Below are 18869 nucleotides of genomic sequence, written 5' to 3'. Positions count from 1 at the left end.
TGAACGTCTTACAAAACCGAATTCAGTATTTCGTATGGTGTTAATTTTGGTAACTAATGGGGTATCACTTAGGCACCCAATATATCTTTACTATAACTCGAATGATCTATATCCGTGATTTCAAAATACTTCAGAAAAGTAATTTAAATTTATTATAATAAATAACCTATTTGTTTTTTCCCTTTATTGATTTCTTGTTTGTGTATAACACATAAATAATGTTTGCAATAAATATTATTATTGCAGCGGTTAAAAAGCCAAGTACAGAGGGTAGGTTAGGTTCGATTATTAAATTCAAGATGGTTGCGAAAACGAACATTCCCCAACCAACAATACTAGGACGCCATCGTTCTTCTTTAAAAATCAACATAATTAGAATCTTCCACCTCCAGATTCCTGGATAAGACATCCACAAATATATCGAATAACCATTACTGTTCCATCAATTGAAAATAATAATAGTTAAATATTAGTTACTAATAATGTTTACAGAATATTATAACATATTATTCCAACTTATTCAAGTGCATTATTTCAATTATATTAACACCAATAATAAAACACATTGGTATCAAAACTATTTAATTGAAATAGTAATCAAATTCCTGTAAATAAAAAGTTAATATGATAGGCTCATATTGTAACAATCGATGATGATTTAATTACAATTCAATGTTCTCCTAAAAATCAATGGGTTGGTTTAGATCTAATGCAACATATTCGAATGTAAAAGGAAGTTTTGTTAATTATTCAAATACTGAGGGTATGCGAAAGCAAGACGAGATTTTGATTCGATGCCTGGGAGAGTTATACTCAACACGAATGAACGAATCGTTAAAGACACAGGTGAAGGGCTACACTTAACACTTTATAAATCAACTCAACACTAGTACAAATCCATGGTCATTACAATATCCACGTAGCCTAACTTTTTGCACTTTCGACAAAATAAGATACTATGAAGGGTCGTTTATACCAATAGAACCATAAAAAAGAAAGTTGGGCGTAGCATGATAAAAAAACCAACACTCATCACTTGGGAACCTGCCGATGAAATTACTAAAGGATTTATTGAAGTAGTTAAATTCGACATGAGTTTCGGTGACAAGGGACTAACTATAACTCTAGTTGATAAAATGAAAACTAAAGTAGACATCACATATGACAAGAGTACAAACTACTTGGGAGACTATGTTGTATCTTTTCGTTATACCAGTGAAATCCCAATGTCCATGCTTGCCTCCCAAGCAGAGGCAGCCAGGGATAAGAGTCGTCTAAACAATTTTGAGACTTGTTTTTATAAAGCAGTGGACTCTGATTATTTAGATCGGTTTAAGCCAGATTTTCCCGGTGATTTAGCAGGTGGTTTAGAACACCATATATTTCCCGTGGACACAGGAATAGTTGAGGTTATTAGTGACTATGTCCCGAGCATTACTTTAACTAAGACCGCTTTCTAATCAGCCGGCCCAATGTCGATTAACCCAAAAACACTAATCCATCCTTGAGTGTCTAGCTCAAATAGGATGGATTATTGCATCCCGAGCTGCCCCTGTATAGTGCAGTATGAAATACATAGTATTGCACTCAAACTCGGAGCTGTTTTCATTATATCAATATCCTACATACCTTCTCAGTCTATTTATAATACCGGTAGTCTAATAGAAGGTCCCTCCTTGCTATAATTTAGTTGGCTGGATCAGTAGGGATTCTTCTGGTCTTTTTTATTTCGGAATGTATTCTATATTAACGCCGCTAAATTACTATCGTGCCGCATGTCTTAACTGCTGCCAAACAAACTGGTCCTCCTTTTTCTCTTCGAAAGCCGTCCAGTCACCTATACCACGCTTCCTTTATAAAAATCTAAGTCTGACTCGAAAAAACACTTAGTTAAAACTAAACATCTCTCCAATACAGGAGGTGAATTGATGTCGGTATATCAGCGTTTATGCAATAAAAAAAACACCCGTATTTTGTACGAGTGTTAGGACAACCATTTTGGAGGCGTGTTTTTGGACCAATAGATATCTCCCAATGAATGATGTACTGTGAAATTATCGTCAGCAGAATGATAATGGAAGTTATAGAAATATCCATCTTGTGGTCTTTTCTCTGTTCTTACATGAAATCGGATCAGATCTTTATTCTCATCTGTGTCGGAAACGTGAAAGATTTTCTCGGCGTAGTGACCGGAAGGCGTTTCGGTAATGGAAAGACTTCTTTTTTCAAGCCCGCCAGCTGATGCGACAGTTGAATGGATGACTTCTTCAATTTTCGGGAAGATGCTCTCGTCAAATTCACTTTGGATGACGGGACCAATTTTTGTTCCAAATTTCATATAAGCCATTTCTTTCGCAGGATGGAATAGCGCTTCTTCAATAGATGGTGTCTGTTCAAACCGTCCCCGGTCAAATATCGAGTCTTCGAGCCCTAATTGAAGCTCATGTTTCGAAGAAGTAGGAAGATCAGCTTCCCTCGAACTGTCTTTAGGTTGAAGGGTCGTCCAAATTTCATGACTCGGTGATATGACCCCAAGAGTCAACACAGCGACGATAGCAATTATTAATTTTTGGAAATGTTTTTTCATCTAATCACCCGCTTATTGTTATGTATAGTTATATCCAACTTAAATAGTTGCTTTCTGGTCCAGGCGGACGCTTTCCGCGGGCATGGCTTGAGCCTCCTCGGTCGCGAAAATCGCGCTCCCTGCGGGGTCTCAAGACTCATGCTATTCCCGCAGGAGTCGCCGCCTTCCACTCCAAGCAACGAAAAGCACAAAGTGAAAATCATTAGTCTGTAATTAATTACGTTTAAAAATTGAAAAGGTTTCTTATTTCTTAATTTCATTGTACAATAAAACTGAACTTATTTGTGAGGTTTTATAAGGAGGTTTTTATAAATGGATGTTCAACTACTAATGGGAATCGGAATGCTCGTTCTAGTCCTTTATTTAAGCTCGTTGAATTTTACCCACTGATCACCCAAAAAATGAAGCCGTCAACTCTACATTGAGTTGACGGCTTTAATCATTTAGATAAATACCCATAATGAAATTTTGTGTTCGGTCGGATGATGCGTTCCAGATTAAACTGATCAAACACCGGCGCATCATACCTTTCCTTTACGACGACTCGACGTTTGCAAACTCTGAAGGCCTCATTCATCCATTCTTCCGTCAAAGTAGTATGTATACCTGCCTGACGGAGGGGCGTGAAATTAGAAGATTCTTCGATGGGCGCGTGGAACATCGGGTCGATATAGACAATATCCCATGAATGATCCGCTTGCGTCCGAAGATATGTCAACGCTTCGGAGTGGATGACTTTAATGCCCTTCATGGCCATAGCTAAAGTCTGAGAATCGGTATGAAATTTTCCAAGTCCAACCTTCGTTAAAAACGCGACAGTCGGATCTCCTTCCAAACCGACGCATTTGCCAGGCTCACCTATTATATAGGAAGCAATGATACTATCTGAAGCTAATCCAAGTGTACAATCCAGAAATGTATCACCTGCCGATAATTGACTCGCATCGATAAGCGGATCCATTTCCCCTCTGACGATACGCTTTAAACGGAAAGCAGCGGAATTTGGATGGAAGAAAAAAGGTTGATCCATCCCCTTTCGAAAAAGTTCATAACGCTCTTTTCCGGCAACGAGAATATCGGATGCATATTCATTTTGCATGCGCGAGATCGATCGCTTTTTCCTTTCCACTATAGGAAATCCTAATTCATCACTTGCAGCCTTTGCTAATTCATATGTCGTTTCATCCGGTCTACCGGCAGTCGTAATAATCGTTGTCACTTTGTGCAAACTTGTTCCAGCACGCCTGACAGGTGATCCTTGATTTGTTCCATGTCGAAGTTCTCAATTTGTTCTCTTGGAATGAAATAAGCCAATGCCCCATCTTTCCAAACAGCGACAGAAGGAGAGCTTGGCGGCACTTCAGGGAAATAATCTCTCATCATTGCAGTTGCTTCTTTGTCTTGTCCCGCAAATACCGTTAATAAGTGATCAGGTTTTGCAGTGGACTCACTTAGTGCTTCTCTAACCGCAGGACGTGCGAGTCCAGCCGCACAGCCGCACACTGAATTAATAACGACCAAAGCAGTCCCTTTTAGCCCATCCATCGTTTCTTGCACATCTTCAGCAGTTGTCAACTCCGTAAATCCGGTTTGAATCAATTCCTCACGCATCGGTTTCACGATGCCCTTCATATATTCATCGTACGCGTTCATGTTTACATTCCCCTTTCAATAAATAACTTTCCTGTCGATTTCATTCTACATGGAACGGTTCGAAATTTCATTTATTCACTTCTATCACTCTTGTTTACATAATAATATTATAACCTACTATATAGGTTTTTGTGATAAAATAGAGATATAAGAAGTAGATTTGTTCAACAAACAGAGCCTTTAATTGAATAAGCAACGCTGTTTTTATTAAACTATCTGGGTGCGTTTGATCGTGCCTTTATTGCACTTGGAACCATTTCGTTTAATAAGTAAACTGATTTAATAAGTAAAAAGACCATTTTGGGGGAGATTTTTATGAAAAAGAGGATAAAGCAAAAATTAGGTAATAGATATAACTTACTTAGACGGGCAAAAAGACAAAAATTAAAAAGAAGAGGAAAACAATGTATTGATTATGCACATGTACTAATGGGTGAAAAAGATTTTATTAGTTTTAATAAAGAAGGATACAGTGCTGACTATCCTTATGCTACTCATTTGCTTATTGAGATTGTTCCATGCCATTATTCTTACAATGCACCTTATATAATATATACCTATCCCGTAAATAGCACGGGGAGAAGTAACAAAAATTTAATTCTAAGTATAGTCGATAGCGGAAAGCTAGAAGATATCCTTCCAACTTATCAAAAGACGGTTAAGGATATAAAAAATGACAGATATATGGCTAGCCTATTCGCTTAATTGACTAATTAGGTTCACCGCACGACCTCCGAAAAGTGTATCGTCTGGAGCGCAAATCAACAGTTTTCTTCTATTTAATAAAGGGCGCGATTGTTAAATCAGTCACTATAATAGAATATGGTAAGTAAAAAAACGCACACTGTGCGTTTTTTAATGCTGCCTACACTGTTAATTAAGGTGTGAAATGGCGTTGATGGGGGTGATAATTGTAGTGCATTTCAGCATCTCCTCCCCATCAACCGAACCTGTTAAAAACATCTGGCAGCTTTCTTCTATTATTATCTGCTGTTTGTAAATCGGGTAAGGAAATCTTTCAATCGTTCGCTTTTCGGGTTTACCAATATTTCAGTCGGGTGCCCTTCTTCTTCAATGGTTCCTTCGTTCAAGAACAGGACCCTGTCTGCGATATCAAGGGCAAAATCCATTTCATGCGTGACGAGAATCATGGCCATATCACCCGCTTTTGCAAGATCGCGAATAACTTCAAGCACTTCGCCGACGAGTTCGGGATCCAGTGCGGACGTCACTTCATCAAATAGCATCACTTTCGGTCGCATCATAAGGGCTCTCGCCATAGCAACACGTTGCTTCTGTCCTCCTGAAAGTTGGCTTGGATACAAATCGACTTTATCAGAAAGGCCGACCTTATCGAGCATTTCAAGGGCTGTCTTTTTCACGTCGGCTTTGTCTTTCTTTTTGACGATTGTCGGAGCCAACATACAGTTTTCCAAAATGGTCATATGTGGAAAAAGATTGAAGTGCTGAAAGACCATTCCGATATCGCCTCGGATTTTACGTAAATGTTTGTCATCCGCTTCAACGAGTTCGTTTTTCTTATTCTGCATTAGCCAGAGATTTTCCCCGTTCACTTCGATGATGCCGCCAGTCGGCTGCTCCAACGTCATCAGTAACCGGATAATTGTCGTTTTTCCTGAACCACTCGGCCCGATCAAAGCGACTTTTTCTCCGGGCATAATGTCCAAATTGATGCCCTTCAGTACCTCCACGTCACCGAATGATTTCCGGATATTTTTATATTGTACAATTGGTTCTTCCATTAAAAATTCTCCTTCGCTTTATAAGGTAGCCGTCTTTTTATCGAACCGCCGATTGTACTTCTTTTCCAATCTACCGATCAGCAAAGCGGACGGATAGCTTAACAGAAGGAAGAACAATGCCACGACGGTTAAAGGCTCTACATATTTATAATATTGAGCGCCATAATCGTTCGCCAAGTGCAGCATGGCAACGACACCGATTGTTGAAGCCAATGGCACTTCCTTAAACATGATGATCAAGTAATTTCCGAGCATCGGGATTGTCGGTGGAATCGCTTGCGGCAAAATAATATGCCTCCATTTTTGCGCGGTCGATAAATTCAGAGCAGTAGACGCTTCCCATTGTCCTTTATCGACACTTTCAATTCCCGAGCGATACACTTCAGACGTGTACGTACTGAAATGTATACCAAGACCGAGTATCGCAGCGACGAAAGGATTTAGCGTAACACCTATCACCGGGATAGCCGGCCATGCATAATAGATGAAAAACAATTGGACAAGCGGAGGTGTGGAACGAATAAATTCCGCAATCCATCTAAATAGCCAATTGACAGGCCTCCATGGAATACGGCTCATGAACACCCAGAAAAAGCCGAAAATCATTGCAAATAAATAACAAGCGATCGTCAATCCGACTGTGATCCACAGACCTTTGAATATAATTGGAATAACGTTGATAAAAACATCCCAACTCCAAGTCATCCGTGAACCACCCCTTTCTTAGCGACTTTCTCCATTTTCCTTGTAAACCCAATAAGAGGCAATGCAAGCAGGAAGTAAAGGAGTAGAATGATCATGTAAACTGTAGGAGCTTCCGTCAAATGTGTACTTCTGTATATGTTTCCGTAATACAAAAGGTCAGTTAATCCAATTAACGAAACGAGCGAGGTCGCTTTCAATATTTGAATCAAGTAATTTCCGTATTCCGGCAGCATCATCCTTATCGCCTGCGGAACGATAATATGCCGCATCCTTTGAAACCTTGTTAAATTCAGCGCAATTGAAGCTTCTGTTTGCCCTTGCGGAACGGATAGGATAGCCCCTCTAACAATCTCGGACATATAAGCCCCGTAGTTCAATGAAATCGCCAAAACTGCGACCCATATATCACTTCCAAGGTGGATGTTAAAGAGACCTGGCAATGCGTAGGAAAACCAAAAAAGTTGGACGATGAGTGATGTCCCTCTGAAGATTTCTACGTAGAAACCCGTAAAACCGGTTAATAGTTTGTTATGGTATACTCTTGATAGGCCTGCAATCAAAGCGATTAACGAAGAGAGAATGATTGACAGTACGAGTACAATCAATGTAACTTTTATTCCCCTCATGAGCATGAGGGTTATTTCAGTTATGGCCAAAACAAAACAACTCCATTTATAGTCTAGTGGTCACGAACAACATGAAAGAAAAACAGGGTCAAACCTGTCAAAGGCGTGACCCTTCAAACCAGCTTAGTAATTTTCGCCGCTACAAATACTTTCAGTCGTTAATGCCGGATCCACTACATTCATTTCTTTCGTAAATCCGTACGGTTCGATGAGTTCAGCAATCTTCCCGCTTTCTTTCAACTTCTTAAGTTCAGTATTATACGCTTCTCTTAATTCGTCATCGTCAATACGGAAAGCAGCCGCGCCGTAACTTGGTACACCTTCAATGTCCGGTTGCACAAAGTCCTCTACGAACTCCAATTTGTCTTTATTCGCAGACTCCAATGCCATTTTAATCGTCATTTCAGTACCTGTCGTTGCTTGCGCCCTTCCTGATTCAACAGCCGCAAACGAAGCAGGGATATCAGGAACCATCATGATCTGTTTTTCATCCACGCCTTCACGCATCATGAAATCCTTTTCCGTCGCTCCGCTCATGACCGCAACAGTAATTTCAGGATTCGCCGCGATATCTGCGTAGCTACGCAAATTCTCCGGATTGCCCGTCGCGACGATCAACCCTTCCCCGTATTGAATTTCAGGCTCACCGAATTCAACGCTTCCACAACGGTCAGGCGTGATCGCCATACCAGCAGTAATTACATCAAATTTCCCAGCACCAAGCCCTGGGATCAACTGACCGAAATCGGATAAATGACCGTCAACTTCCTCTATGCCAAGATTTTCAAAGACAGCTTTTGCGATTGCCACTGCGCCGCCTTGCAACTCTCCATCTTCTTCAAATGCATATGGTTTTTCATTTGCAAATCCGATTTTCACTACACCTTTGTCCTGTAATGAACTCAATAAACCTTCTCCTGCTGCTGAGTCATCTTTGCCACATGCAGCAAGAATTACTAACAATGCCATTGCTAAAATACTAATCTTAAAATTCTTCACAATGTGCCCCCTTTATTTTTTCATCAAACCTATTAGTTTGATAGTTAACAGAGTAACATAGGGAATTTTAAACATCAACCAATTATCGGTTAATTTGAACCAGATAGAAAATACAAACTCCTCACGAAGTCCTTTGTATAGCGCCTTATGGCTAACTAAATAATTTTGAATTTATTTTATACTAATCTGGAAGATAAAATGAAAACGCTGTCTAAATTCGATTTTTGACTTTAATTTTTATGATAAATTCCATTTTTCTTATGGTGTTTTTACGAAAAAATAAAAGAACACCAGCAAGCGTAAAATGGCATACGCTGCTGGTGTTCGACAATATATGTTGAATTTCAACTCGATCATTCGACAGATCCTGCAATCATACTGTCTTTTTTTCTAACTCTTTGCTTTTTCCCTTCTTGCTGAAAACGATATTCGATAAACTTTCAGGAAGTGCCATTAAGGCAGGCAGGAAGATCGGAAGCAAGATGAAGCACAGCACGATCAACCCCGTAATGACCGCAATTGCCAATTCTGTTAAAAGTACAATTCCCGCTGGTGTCAGTGTTGCAAACGTACCTCCGAGAATTACGACTGCTGATATGATTACGCCACCTATATGCTTAGAAGCCATTACGATTGCTTCTTTAGGCGGCAGATCCGGATACTCCTTGAATCGCATCATTAAGAATATGCTGTAGTCTACTCCCAGAGATACAATGATGATAAAGGAGAAGAATGGAACAAATGAAGATAAGCCTGCATATCCCAGCATATTTATGAAGATGGAATTCACGACGAACATAGCTGCATAGTATGCACCTACAAGGGATGCGGTAATGAAGATCGGTGTCCAGAAGGATCTGATCACAAAGAATAGAACAAGCAATACGCCTGCAATGACGATAACCGTTGTTTTATTCAAATCTCTCGACAGGATGTCGTTCATATCTCTCGTTCTAGCACTCGAGCCTGCTGTTCCATATTCGGAATCGGAAAGGACCGTACCTTTTAATCCCGCAGAAATCGTGTCATTCATTTTTTCAATCGTCTGTAACGCCGCATTTGAATAAGGGTCGTCATTCAAAATAACGGTCATCTTCGTAATCGTTCTATCTTTTGACATGAATGCATCTAAAGATCCTTTAAACTCATCATTCGTCAACGCTTCCTTCGGAATAAAGAAGCTCTTATTTTTATTCAACTGCGTCAGGTAACCATTCGTTTGGCCTATGCCATCGGAAATCCCCTCTAATCCGCCGTTTACTTCTGATAATTGATCTCCGAAAACGCTAAATCCATTTAGACCTTCGGCAAGCTGCTCTTGTCCGGATTTCATCTGGCCAAGTCCAGTATTTACATTGTCCATATTTGTTACAATTGTGCCTATTCCTGAGGATGCCTCGCCTAGTCCTTCTTTTAGCTGCTTCAAACCAGCTGTGATTTTGTCTAAACCATTGCTGATTTCTGCGAGATTCTTATTAGCTGTACCAAAACCGGCAGTGGCTGCATTGTATTGTTCATTTAATTGGTTGATGCTCTCAGGCGTAATATCACCTAAAGAGGATGATAATGTAGTTAGTGTCTGTTTTAAACCCATATAATGTTCATCATTCATTAAATCGGCGTAACTGTTTCCTAGGTCTGCAACCATTGATTGCATGAGAGAAAGTGTTTCCTTTACCCCTAGAAGAGCTTTTGCAGCATCTTGGTAATGTGTTCCCATTTCCTTATAACCAGCCTGCATTTTTCCATAGTTGTCAGCTAGCATAGATACGCCGCCACTCATCTCTGAAAGATTCGTTTCGATGGATGTAAGACCGTTTGAAATGGTTTGTGAATTGCTAGTGCCATCATCGATTCCGGCTTGGATTTGTTTTAATCCATTGGCTAATGCTGTTACGCCGTCCTGAAGTTTCGCCGTACCATCGACCATTTCACTTACTTGAGAAAAGTCAGCAGAGCCAAGCTTTTCAGACGCTTCCTTCATCCCATCAGATATCGTATCTACACCATTTTGTGTTTTTGATAAACCATCTGTCACCGTTCCCATTTGACCGGATACATAGAAATCGTCAATTCTCTCACCTAAAGGCTGCGTGACCGATGATACCTGTTTAATGCCCTTCATCCCTTTAAGTCTCTCTGTAATATCATCAATTACGGCAAGAGAGTCATTGTTGTCCAGGGCATTCTTATTTTCAATGACAACGGTAGCGGGCATCGATTGGCCTTTGCCAAAATGCTCCGATACTAAGTTGATTGCTTTCGAGGAAGGGTATTTATTTCCAAGTTCCCCTACAGTATCAAAGTTAAGTTTCTCGTCATGGAATATGACCATCGGACCGATGATTAGAAGTACGATCAGCGTAATGATGATCGGATGCTTGATCCCTAATGTTGAAGCTTTACCCCAGAATTTGTTTTCCTTATGACCGCCGACGTTCTTAGACGGCCAAAATAGCTTTTTGCCTAACACTTTCATGATAAAAGGCGTTAGTGTCAAAATTTCGAGTAATAATAGGGTCACACCGATGACGACAACGACACCAGATTGATAGATTGGTGATTCAGAGAAAACAAGTGCTAAAAACGCAATAAATACGGTGAGTATACTATAAGCAATTGTTTTTCCCGCTGTTTTATACGTATTAACGATTGAATCATCGATTGAGTGGCCTTTTGACAGTTCTTCCTTAAATCGATTGAAAAGAAGAATATTGTAATCTGTGCCAAGTCCGAAAAGAATAAGGACTAATAGCATTTGTGTGAGACTTGTTATTGGAAATCCTGCTTTATCGATTAATTGGGCTGCAATCCCCATCGAAGTAAGATAGGAAAATGCTACAGCTACCAAGGATACCAATGGTGTGACGACAGATCTAAAGGCAATGATGAGGACAACTAAAATGAAGATGACCGTCAGCGCTGCACTCTTTTCCACACCTGCTTGGGTTGCCTGTAAATAGTCATTATTGATGAAGTCTTCCCCGCTCAAATAATATTCGACCGGCACCTTATCAAGCTTCGCCTCGAATAGCGGCTGGATGTCATCGATTTCCCGGCCTTTTTTATCAAGCTTATAGCTCACCATTAAGGTTGTGCCATCTTCAGATACTAACGAACTCTTCGCATCCGGCATGTTGAAAGGGTCAATCATGTCCGTGATACCAATCTCTGAACTGCTATCCTTGAGTGAATTGATCACTTTTCCGATCTGTTCCATGTCCTGATCTGAGATTTTATCTTTGTCATGAAAAACAATCAGATTATCCGTACCAACTGTTGTATCCATCTTTTTCAAGATGTCGCTCGCTACAACAGAGGGGCTGTCTTTACTCGTGCCTTCCTGTCCTTGATCTCGCAATATTGCATTGACGTCTGGTTGAATGACTGTTAGCACAACTGTGGCAATTAGCCAAATAGCTAAAATGAACCAGCGTCCTTTTATAATTGTTCTCATCCTGCAGCCTCCCGCATTGTTGTTTATTTCTTAGTTTTGTCTTTATCAGAGAAGTACAGAATATCAAAGAATTTATTATCATCCATGCCTTCAGCGATCATTTTTTCTTTAACAGCAGAAACCAATAGCTGCATTCCCTGTTCCACAATCTCCTGGTCTTTCTCATCCAGTAGATTAAGAACACCCACTAATGATTGGCTTTGAATTTGAGCGATGCTCTCATCAATATTTTGCGCAAGTCTTTCCGATAAGGTAATATCCACTAATCGTTTGTCCTTCTCATTAGGTGTTTTCTCCAGAAAACCTTTTGACACCAATCTCTCCACGATATCCGAGACAGTGCTTTGCGTCATTTTCAAGTTTTGCGAGAGTAGTTTAATACTTACAGTTTTATGAGCAAACACCTCTGCAATGACCCTAACTTGCGGAATGGTGACGCCATGTTCCTCCGCTTGTTTTTGAAGACTTTTCATTGTATAACGATGCAAATATTCAATGGATTCTCCAATAAAATTTGCCCTCTCCACTACTCCCCAACTCCTTCTTTTTAAAAAACAATCGTACACGATACATCGAACACGATACATATCATAAAACGATTTGAGTGATTTGTCAATGGAATCACTTCCCGTTTAGAACGCAATAAAAAAACATCAGCTCGCGCATAATTACATACGCTGCTGATGTTTCAACAAAAGTTATAATGATTGGTAAATTATTCGACAGCTCCGCCCCTAGCTTCTGTCATTTGCTTCCAAATAGAACCTTTCGCGTCTTCCCCTTCTTCAATTCGGGAAATCGCCATTCGGACTTGCAGTTTCACTTCAAATTCAGGATCATTTTCAGCCGCATGGAGTGCTGTTAACGACTTTTCAGTTCCTGTTTCGTAAATAAACATGGCCGCACGCCAGCGAACGAGTTTGTTTTTATCTTGCAAAGATTCGATTGCTGCATTTTCGAATCCCGCGAACCCCAGATCACTCATACAATCGCCTGCAGTTCTTCTAACCGCCCAGCTTTTATCTTTCAATGCTTTTTCAACATAAGGAATAACCGCCTCATCCTCGATCATACCGAGATAAACCGTTGCGAGGCGTCGGATGGACATTTTTTCATCATCTAACGCTTTTTCAAGCAACGGCAAGTCAGAAACATCCGGATCCGGCATTTGGTCAATTAACTGAAAACGTTTTTCCCATTCGTCTACATCAAATTGTTCAACGGTCACTTTCTGTCTTTGTTCCACTTTGCTAGTTCCGTTATTTGCCGATTGCTCGATGATTTCTTGCAATCGTTCGTCAGGATAAGCTGCTTCCACCTCCGAAACGACTGTTTCCCCGATTTCCTGCTTCTCCCCATAACGGATGCCATAGTCAGCCCATTTACGCAATAAAATATAGTTTTCCACTTCTGCGCTATGCACTTTTTCCATAGCTTTTTGGAATCGTTCACTCAGACCGAATCGCTGCTCGGAACTATTGTCGAATACTTTTACTTGCAGAGGAATGTCCTTATAGGTTTGCACATGCACATATACCTCTCCGAAATGTTCATCGGCAGCTTGTTCAGTCCTGTCAGCTTCTACATTCTCTTCATTGAAAACACTTTGCAGTTCAGACAGAATATCTTCCCAGGCTACGTTGCCAATCCGTTCGACAGCCATGAAATTCATGACATGATAGATACCTTTTATCCCTTTAATACTAAGCAGCTCTGACACCGGGTGTGGTGCGGTTCCAGCATCATCTCTCTTATAATTATGGCTGGTTCCCATCGGCAATTCTTCGTCCAAGATGATTTTCATCGAATTGGGACTCGGTGTAGGTTCAATCGTTACAATTCTCATCTTTCTACCCCTCTCATAAAGATTCATTTAGTTCTTGTAAATACGTCCACCGCTCGATTAGCCGTTCGTATTCCGTGTTCAATTCATCAAGCGCTTTCGTCAACTCATTTAATTTTTCATAGTCCGAACCTAAAGACGCCATCTCTAATTCGGTTCCCTCGATTTTTTCTTCGATTTTCCCGATATCGGATTCAATTGTTTCCCATTCTCTTTTTTCACCGTACGTCATCCGCTTTTTCGGCTTTTCATTCGCGATCGACTGTTGCACTGGCACTGTTTTTTCGATCATCGGCTCATCATTTTTCGCTGACGCCTTCTCTTCCAAATAATCGGAATAAATGTCAAAGGACACTTCTATATTTCCGGAACCATCAAGCACCCACAATTTTGTCGAAGTCCGATCTAAGAAAAAACGATCATGCGAGATTGTAAGAACGACGCCCGGAAAAGAATCGATGAAAGACTCTAATACGGACAACGTCTCGATATCGAGATCATTCGTCGGTTCATCCAGCAACAGGACGTTCGGCTGTTCCATAAGCAATTTCAATAAATAAAGTCGCTTCCTTTCACCTCCGGACAACTTCCCGATCGGTGTTCCATGTGACGAGGTAGGAAACAGGAATCGCTCCAACATTTGCGTCGCTGATATTCGCGCCCCGCTTCCATCTTCAATATCATTTGATGTTTCGCGTATATACTCGATAATCCGCTTGTTTTCATCCATTTTCGGCAATTGCTGATGGAAATGAGCGATTTTCACAGTAGAGCCCGTTTCAATATAACCGCTATCGGGTTCCAATTCTTTTGCAAACAATTTCATGAGAGTCGTTTTTCCAGCCCCATTTGGACCAACAATCGCTATCCGATCACCTGATTGTAAAAGGCAGCTAAAATCGTTTATGACTTTCCTTTCACCATAAGACTTGGACACTTCATGGGCTTCAATCACTTTACGACCGAGTCGCGAAGTTTTCAGCGCAACATCCATGTCGGATGATGTTTGATCCTTCTTTACTTTCTCTTCAAGTTCTTCAAACCGACCAATACGAGCTTTTTGCTTTGTAGATCTCGCTTTTGCCCCCCGCCTGATCCATTTCAATTCATTACGGTAACGGTTCCGCATTTTTGCGTCAGTCGCTTCCGCCATTTCCTCACGAATTGCCTTGGATTCCAAATAATCGGCGAAGTTCCCGGTGTGAGCGTACAGTGTGCGATCTGCCAATTCATAAATATGGGTGGAAACTGCATCCAAGAAATAACGATCATGGGTAATGAAAATGACCGCGCCTTGCTCATTTTTCAAATAATCCTGCAACCATGTGATCGACTCAACATCGAGATGGTTCGTAGGCTCGTCCAACAATAATAGATCAGCTGGTTCAATCAGTACTTTTGCCAACGATACCCGCTTCTGCTGGCCTCCCGATAGCTCGCCCATCTTCTTATCGAATGAATCGATCCCTAACTTTGTAAGGACCATCCTCGCTTTCGTATTCAAATCCCATGCCGAGCTTGCATCCATCTCATTTTGCAAACGTGAAAACATCTCTTGGTTGTCGGGAGATGATGGGTCATTCGTCAACGCGGCAAGCGCATGCTCATACTGTAAGTTCAACTTTATGATCGGTGCCTCAGACATAAAAACGGTTTCCATTACGGTCTTATTCGGATCGACAATAAGGCTCTGAGGCAAATAGGAAATTGTATATTTATTCGGATGCTCCATCTTTATCGAGTCAGATTCTTCGGTGCCGGCAATTATTGAAAGAAGCGTCGACTTTCCGGTTCCATTAATTCCAATTAGACCTACTTTTTCTCCTCTCACAATCGTAAAGGAGACATCACGAAAAAGAATCTTCTCTCCAACCGTTTTCGTAAGATTCTCAACAATTAATTGACTCATCACAACACATCCATTTCTAGAAACTGCATACCTTCATGATAGCTCATATTGAAGGATTTTTGAATATGAGTGAATCGGATTGAATCAAAAACGGAATTTCTTATGAAATACCTATTGGATTCATCATTCAAATATCACCGTATCACACTCGCTTTGAAGGGAATCATAATAGAGAACATAAAATTAATAAATCATAGATTTTTCAAATTAAATTAAATCGTTTTTAATATATGGATATAGCTTTATTTAGACAATTCAAATGTGCGTGGTGTCAGAAAACACTGTATTGTCAAGATAAAAACATATTTAACCAATACTCATTTTTATTTTGACAATACAATAAATTTATTTATATAATAATGAAATATAAAAGGAGGCCATCTTGAATGTCGCAACTATCAAAAGAACAAATTGTTGAAAGCGTTCCCCAAAAGGGATTTTTCGGACATCCTAAAGGTTTGTTCACGTTGTTTTTCACTGAGTTTTGGGAACGTTTTTCATATTATGGAATGAGGGCAATCCTTGTTTTCTATATGTATTACGAGGTTTCAAAAGGCGGTTTAGGGATTAGTGAGCCGACCGCGCTTGCTATTATGTCGATTTATGGTTCCCTCGTCTATATGTCCGGTATTATTGGCGGCTGGCTCGCCGACCGCGTCTTCGGAACGTCCAGGGCTGTATTTTTCGGTGGAATTTTCATAATGCTTGGACACATCGTACTTGCTTTTCCTGGCAATTTAACGATGTTCTTCATATCCATGGCATTGATCGTCTTAGGGACAGGCCTTCTAAAACCAAATATTTCAAGTATCGTTGGGGACATCTATGCAACTGATGATATACGACGGGATTCCGGTTTCAGTGTCTTCTACATGGGCATTAACATGGGTAGCTTTTTAGCGCCTTTAACTGTCGGAACAATCGGATTGGATTACAACTTCCATCTTGGGTTTGGTCTGGCTGCAATTGGGATGTTCGTTGGACTTATCATTTTCTTGATAACGAAGAAAAAGAATTTAGGACTTGCTGGTACGCAAATTGCAAATCCGCTAACTCCTGTTGAACGGAAACGATATGTCAAAATCTTTATCGCGGCGATTGTTATCCTTGGAGTTCTTCTTTTCATCACGATTCCTAGAGGATGGCTCACATTTAATTCGTTCATTGCGCTCGTTGGTATTTTAGGGTTTGTTATCCCATTCTCTTATTTCTTCTTCATGTATAGAAGCCCTAAAACGACGGCAGATGAAAAATCGAGGATCATCGCTTACATTCCTTTATTCCTAGCTGCTGTCATGTTTTGGGCAATCGCTGAACAAGGATCTACGATTTTAGCGCTCTATGCGGATAAGCGAACTGACTTGGATGTGTTCGGATTCCATATTTCACCTGCATGGTTCCAATCTTTGAATCCGTTATTCATCATTACATTGGCTCCGGTTTTTGCATGGCTCTGGATGAAGTTAGGGAAAAAGCAGCCGTCAATCCCACAAAAATTCTCATTAGGGATTTTCTTTGCTGGCCTTTCTTTCATCGTCATTCTTCTTCCTGCTTATTTTGGGGGCACAGATACGTTAGTAAACCCACTATGGCTCGTGTTGAGCATCTTCATCGTTGTATTAGGTGAGCTATGCCTATCACCTGTCGGGTTATCAGCAACGACAAAATTGGCGCCAGCGGCCTTTTCAGCGCAGACGATGAGCTTATGGTTCTTATCTAACGCTGCTGCTCAAGCATTGAATGCTCAGCTCGTGAAATTTTATTCTGATAAAACCGAAATGATGTACTTCGGAATCATCGGGGGCGTTGCAATTGTTTTAAGTGTAATCCTTTTTGCCATCTCCCCTGTTATCCAAAAATTCATGAAAGGTGTCCATTAAGACATCTCAATCCATTAGAAAAAGCATAGCCCTAGGGTTATGCTTTTTCTGTTAATTGATGTTCTTAAAAATAGCCCGAAACCATAATTTGAATGATATGATAGTTATGTGAATTCAATAAGGAATAGAGGGACAGATTATGATTATAGGTTTATCGATTATTTTAGTATTTGTCTTATTTTTGCCATTCACAGTACCTTTTATTGAACGAAACTTGGAAGTGTTCCTTTTTGTTATGGGAATTGCCGCAGTTCTTGTGAGCGGTGTATTGGATAAAACTCTTCTTCTGAAAGCACTTGAAGACCCAATCAATATTACACTTGCAGTCATTATTGCGGGATTATTGTTCAAATGGTTGCAGAAGCCGTTCGAAACGAGCATAAAAGGGATCAGCCGGACAATCCCTTATCGATTGTTCCTGGCACTTGTTGTAATCATCCTAGGGATTGTTTCCAGTGTCATTACTGCCATCATCGCCGCAATCGTTCTAGTGGCCATTGTGAGCGTTTTGGAGCTAGACCGTAAATCGGAAGTGCGTTTTGTCATCCTTGCCTGCTATTCAATTGGAATGGGCGCTGTTTTAACGCCGATTGGCGAACCTTTGTCCACAATTGCAACAAGTAAATTGGATGTAGATTTCTTTTATCTCATGCGTTTGATCGGTCCGGATATCATCCCCGGTGTGATTGTTTTTGGGATTTTAGCAGCAATTATGATCAAACCTTCAAAAAAGACTCCCGGATTAAAGGCAAATCAAGGCGCAGAATCGTTCCTTGATATTTTAATCCGCGGGTTTAAAATATATTTATTCGTAATGGCTTTAACATTATTAGGAGCAGGATTTGAACCTTTCATCAACAGGTTCTTGCTAGATCTCAACCCGCTCGTCCTCTATTGGATCAATATGATTTCTGCGGTGCTCGATAATGCGACATTGGCCGCTGCTGAAATTAGTCAAGAGATGGATGCTCCGACAATCAAAGCAATTTTGCTTGGTCTTCTGATCAGTGGAGGGATGCTCATTCCGGGGAATATACCGAATATCATCGCAGCGGGTAAATTGAATATTAAAAGTGTCGAATGGGCCCGATTCGGTGTGCCGATCGGACTCATCGCTATGGTTATTTATTTTATTACAATTGTTGTATTTGGATAATGTAAAATGAGAGCTGTCCCAGAAAGTCGAAAACTGACTTTCTGGGACAGTTTTTGAATATTAAAAGGTCGCGTGTGCGTCTAAAGAAAGTGGTTTATTTAACAGTTTCTGCATACCTTACTAGCTGCTAATTGACCAGCGGAGCTTTTTTTTCTTTCGAACGGGACATTAAGAGCTGTTTAATTGACCGGCGGAGCATTATTTTCCTTCGCACGGGACATTAAGCGCCGTTTAATTGACCGGCGGAGCATTATTTTCCTTCGAACGGGACATTAAGAGCTGTTTAATTGA

General features: G+C 40.5%; 15 protein-coding genes. 4 read left to right on the top strand and 11 right to left on the bottom strand.

What is annotated here, in order from left to right; genetic code table 11:
* The first annotated feature begins 1010 nt into the window (after positions 1–1010).
* Positions 1011–1460, top strand: coding sequence for a hypothetical protein (locus SLU01_RS04620; RefSeq protein ID WP_147055838.1), 450 nt, complete (start codon positions 1011–1013; stop codon positions 1458–1460).
* A 524-nt stretch (positions 1461–1984) separates the two neighbouring features.
* On the opposite strand, the gene SLU01_RS04615 is transcribed toward SLU01_RS04620, so the two are convergent.
* The 3 genes from SLU01_RS04615 to SLU01_RS04605 all read right to left on the bottom strand — a co-directional run bounded on the left by SLU01_RS04615 (position 1985) and on the right by SLU01_RS04605 (position 4240).
* Entirely contained in the window at positions 1985–2587 is a 603-nt protein-coding gene (locus tag SLU01_RS04615; RefSeq protein ID WP_147055836.1) for a YpjP family protein, read from the bottom strand.
* Positions 2588–3026: 439 nt separating this feature from the next.
* Positions 3027–3806: a class I SAM-dependent methyltransferase gene (locus tag SLU01_RS04610; RefSeq protein ID WP_308507717.1), complete on the bottom strand. Its 780-nt coding sequence runs from the start codon at positions 3804–3806 to the stop codon at positions 3027–3029.
* Complete coding sequence (locus SLU01_RS04605) at positions 3803–4240, bottom strand: BrxA/BrxB family bacilliredoxin (RefSeq protein WP_147055832.1); 438 nt, start codon at positions 4238–4240, stop codon at positions 3803–3805. Before SLU01_RS04605 ends, SLU01_RS04610 begins: the two co-directional genes overlap by 4 nt.
* Positions 4241–4555: 315 nt before the next feature.
* On the opposite strand from SLU01_RS04605, the gene SLU01_RS04600 reads away from it, so the two are divergent.
* Positions 4556–4945: a hypothetical protein gene (locus tag SLU01_RS04600; RefSeq protein ID WP_147055831.1), complete on the top strand. Its 390-nt coding sequence runs from the start codon at positions 4556–4558 to the stop codon at positions 4943–4945.
* A 278-nt stretch (positions 4946–5223) separates the two neighbouring features.
* Here the strand turns inward: SLU01_RS04600 and ehuA are convergent, their stop codons facing one another.
* The 8 genes from ehuA to SLU01_RS04560 all read right to left on the bottom strand — a co-directional run bounded on the left by ehuA (position 5224) and on the right by SLU01_RS04560 (position 15542).
* Entirely contained in the window at positions 5224–6003 is a 780-nt protein-coding gene (gene ehuA, locus SLU01_RS04595; RefSeq protein WP_147055828.1) for an ectoine/hydroxyectoine ABC transporter ATP-binding protein EhuA, read from the bottom strand.
* Positions 6004–6021: 18 nt separating this feature from the next.
* Positions 6022–6708 (bottom strand): ectoine/hydroxyectoine ABC transporter permease subunit EhuD, encoded by a 687-nt coding sequence (gene ehuD / locus SLU01_RS04590; RefSeq protein WP_147055826.1) that lies wholly within the window; start codon positions 6706–6708, stop codon positions 6022–6024.
* Positions 6705–7334, bottom strand: coding sequence for an amino acid ABC transporter permease (locus tag SLU01_RS04585; protein ID WP_147055824.1), 630 nt, complete (start codon positions 7332–7334; stop codon positions 6705–6707). The genes ehuD and SLU01_RS04585 overlap by 4 nt, the downstream gene beginning before the upstream one ends.
* A gap of 123 nt (positions 7335–7457) precedes the next feature.
* Complete coding sequence (ehuB, locus tag SLU01_RS04580; RefSeq protein ID WP_246110874.1) at positions 7458–8333, bottom strand: ectoine/hydroxyectoine ABC transporter substrate-binding protein EhuB; 876 nt, start codon at positions 8331–8333, stop codon at positions 7458–7460.
* A 373-nt stretch (positions 8334–8706) separates the two neighbouring features.
* Positions 8707–11790 (bottom strand): MMPL family transporter, encoded by a 3084-nt coding sequence (locus SLU01_RS04575; RefSeq protein WP_147055822.1) that lies wholly within the window; start codon positions 11788–11790, stop codon positions 8707–8709.
* 23 nt (positions 11791–11813) lie between these two features.
* Complete coding sequence (locus tag SLU01_RS04570; RefSeq protein WP_147055820.1) at positions 11814–12317, bottom strand: MarR family winged helix-turn-helix transcriptional regulator; 504 nt, start codon at positions 12315–12317, stop codon at positions 11814–11816.
* A gap of 188 nt (positions 12318–12505) precedes the next feature.
* A complete protein-coding gene (locus tag SLU01_RS04565; RefSeq protein WP_147055818.1) occupies positions 12506–13636 on the bottom strand; it encodes a virulence factor in 1131 nt (376 codons plus the stop codon).
* 13 nt (positions 13637–13649) lie between these two features.
* Complete coding sequence (locus tag SLU01_RS04560; protein WP_147055816.1) at positions 13650–15542, bottom strand: ABC-F family ATP-binding cassette domain-containing protein; 1893 nt, start codon at positions 15540–15542, stop codon at positions 13650–13652.
* A gap of 386 nt (positions 15543–15928) precedes the next feature.
* On the opposite strand from SLU01_RS04560, the gene SLU01_RS04555 reads away from it, so the two are divergent.
* Positions 15929–17422, top strand: a complete 1494-nt coding sequence (locus tag SLU01_RS04555) for a peptide MFS transporter (RefSeq protein WP_147055813.1) — start codon at positions 15929–15931, stop codon at positions 17420–17422.
* A gap of 139 nt (positions 17423–17561) precedes the next feature.
* Positions 17562–18578, top strand: coding sequence for a DUF1646 family protein (locus tag SLU01_RS04550; RefSeq protein WP_147055811.1), 1017 nt, complete (start codon positions 17562–17564; stop codon positions 18576–18578).
* Positions 18579–18869 lie beyond the last annotated feature (291 nt).

Origin of the sequence: Sporosarcina luteola, from assembly GCF_007991495.1 — a bacterium.
Lineage (GTDB): Bacteria > Bacillota > Bacilli > Bacillales_A > Planococcaceae > Sporosarcina > Sporosarcina luteola.
Note: the sequence above shows the minus strand (reverse complement) of the source record. Positions and strands in the feature narration are given on the sequence as shown.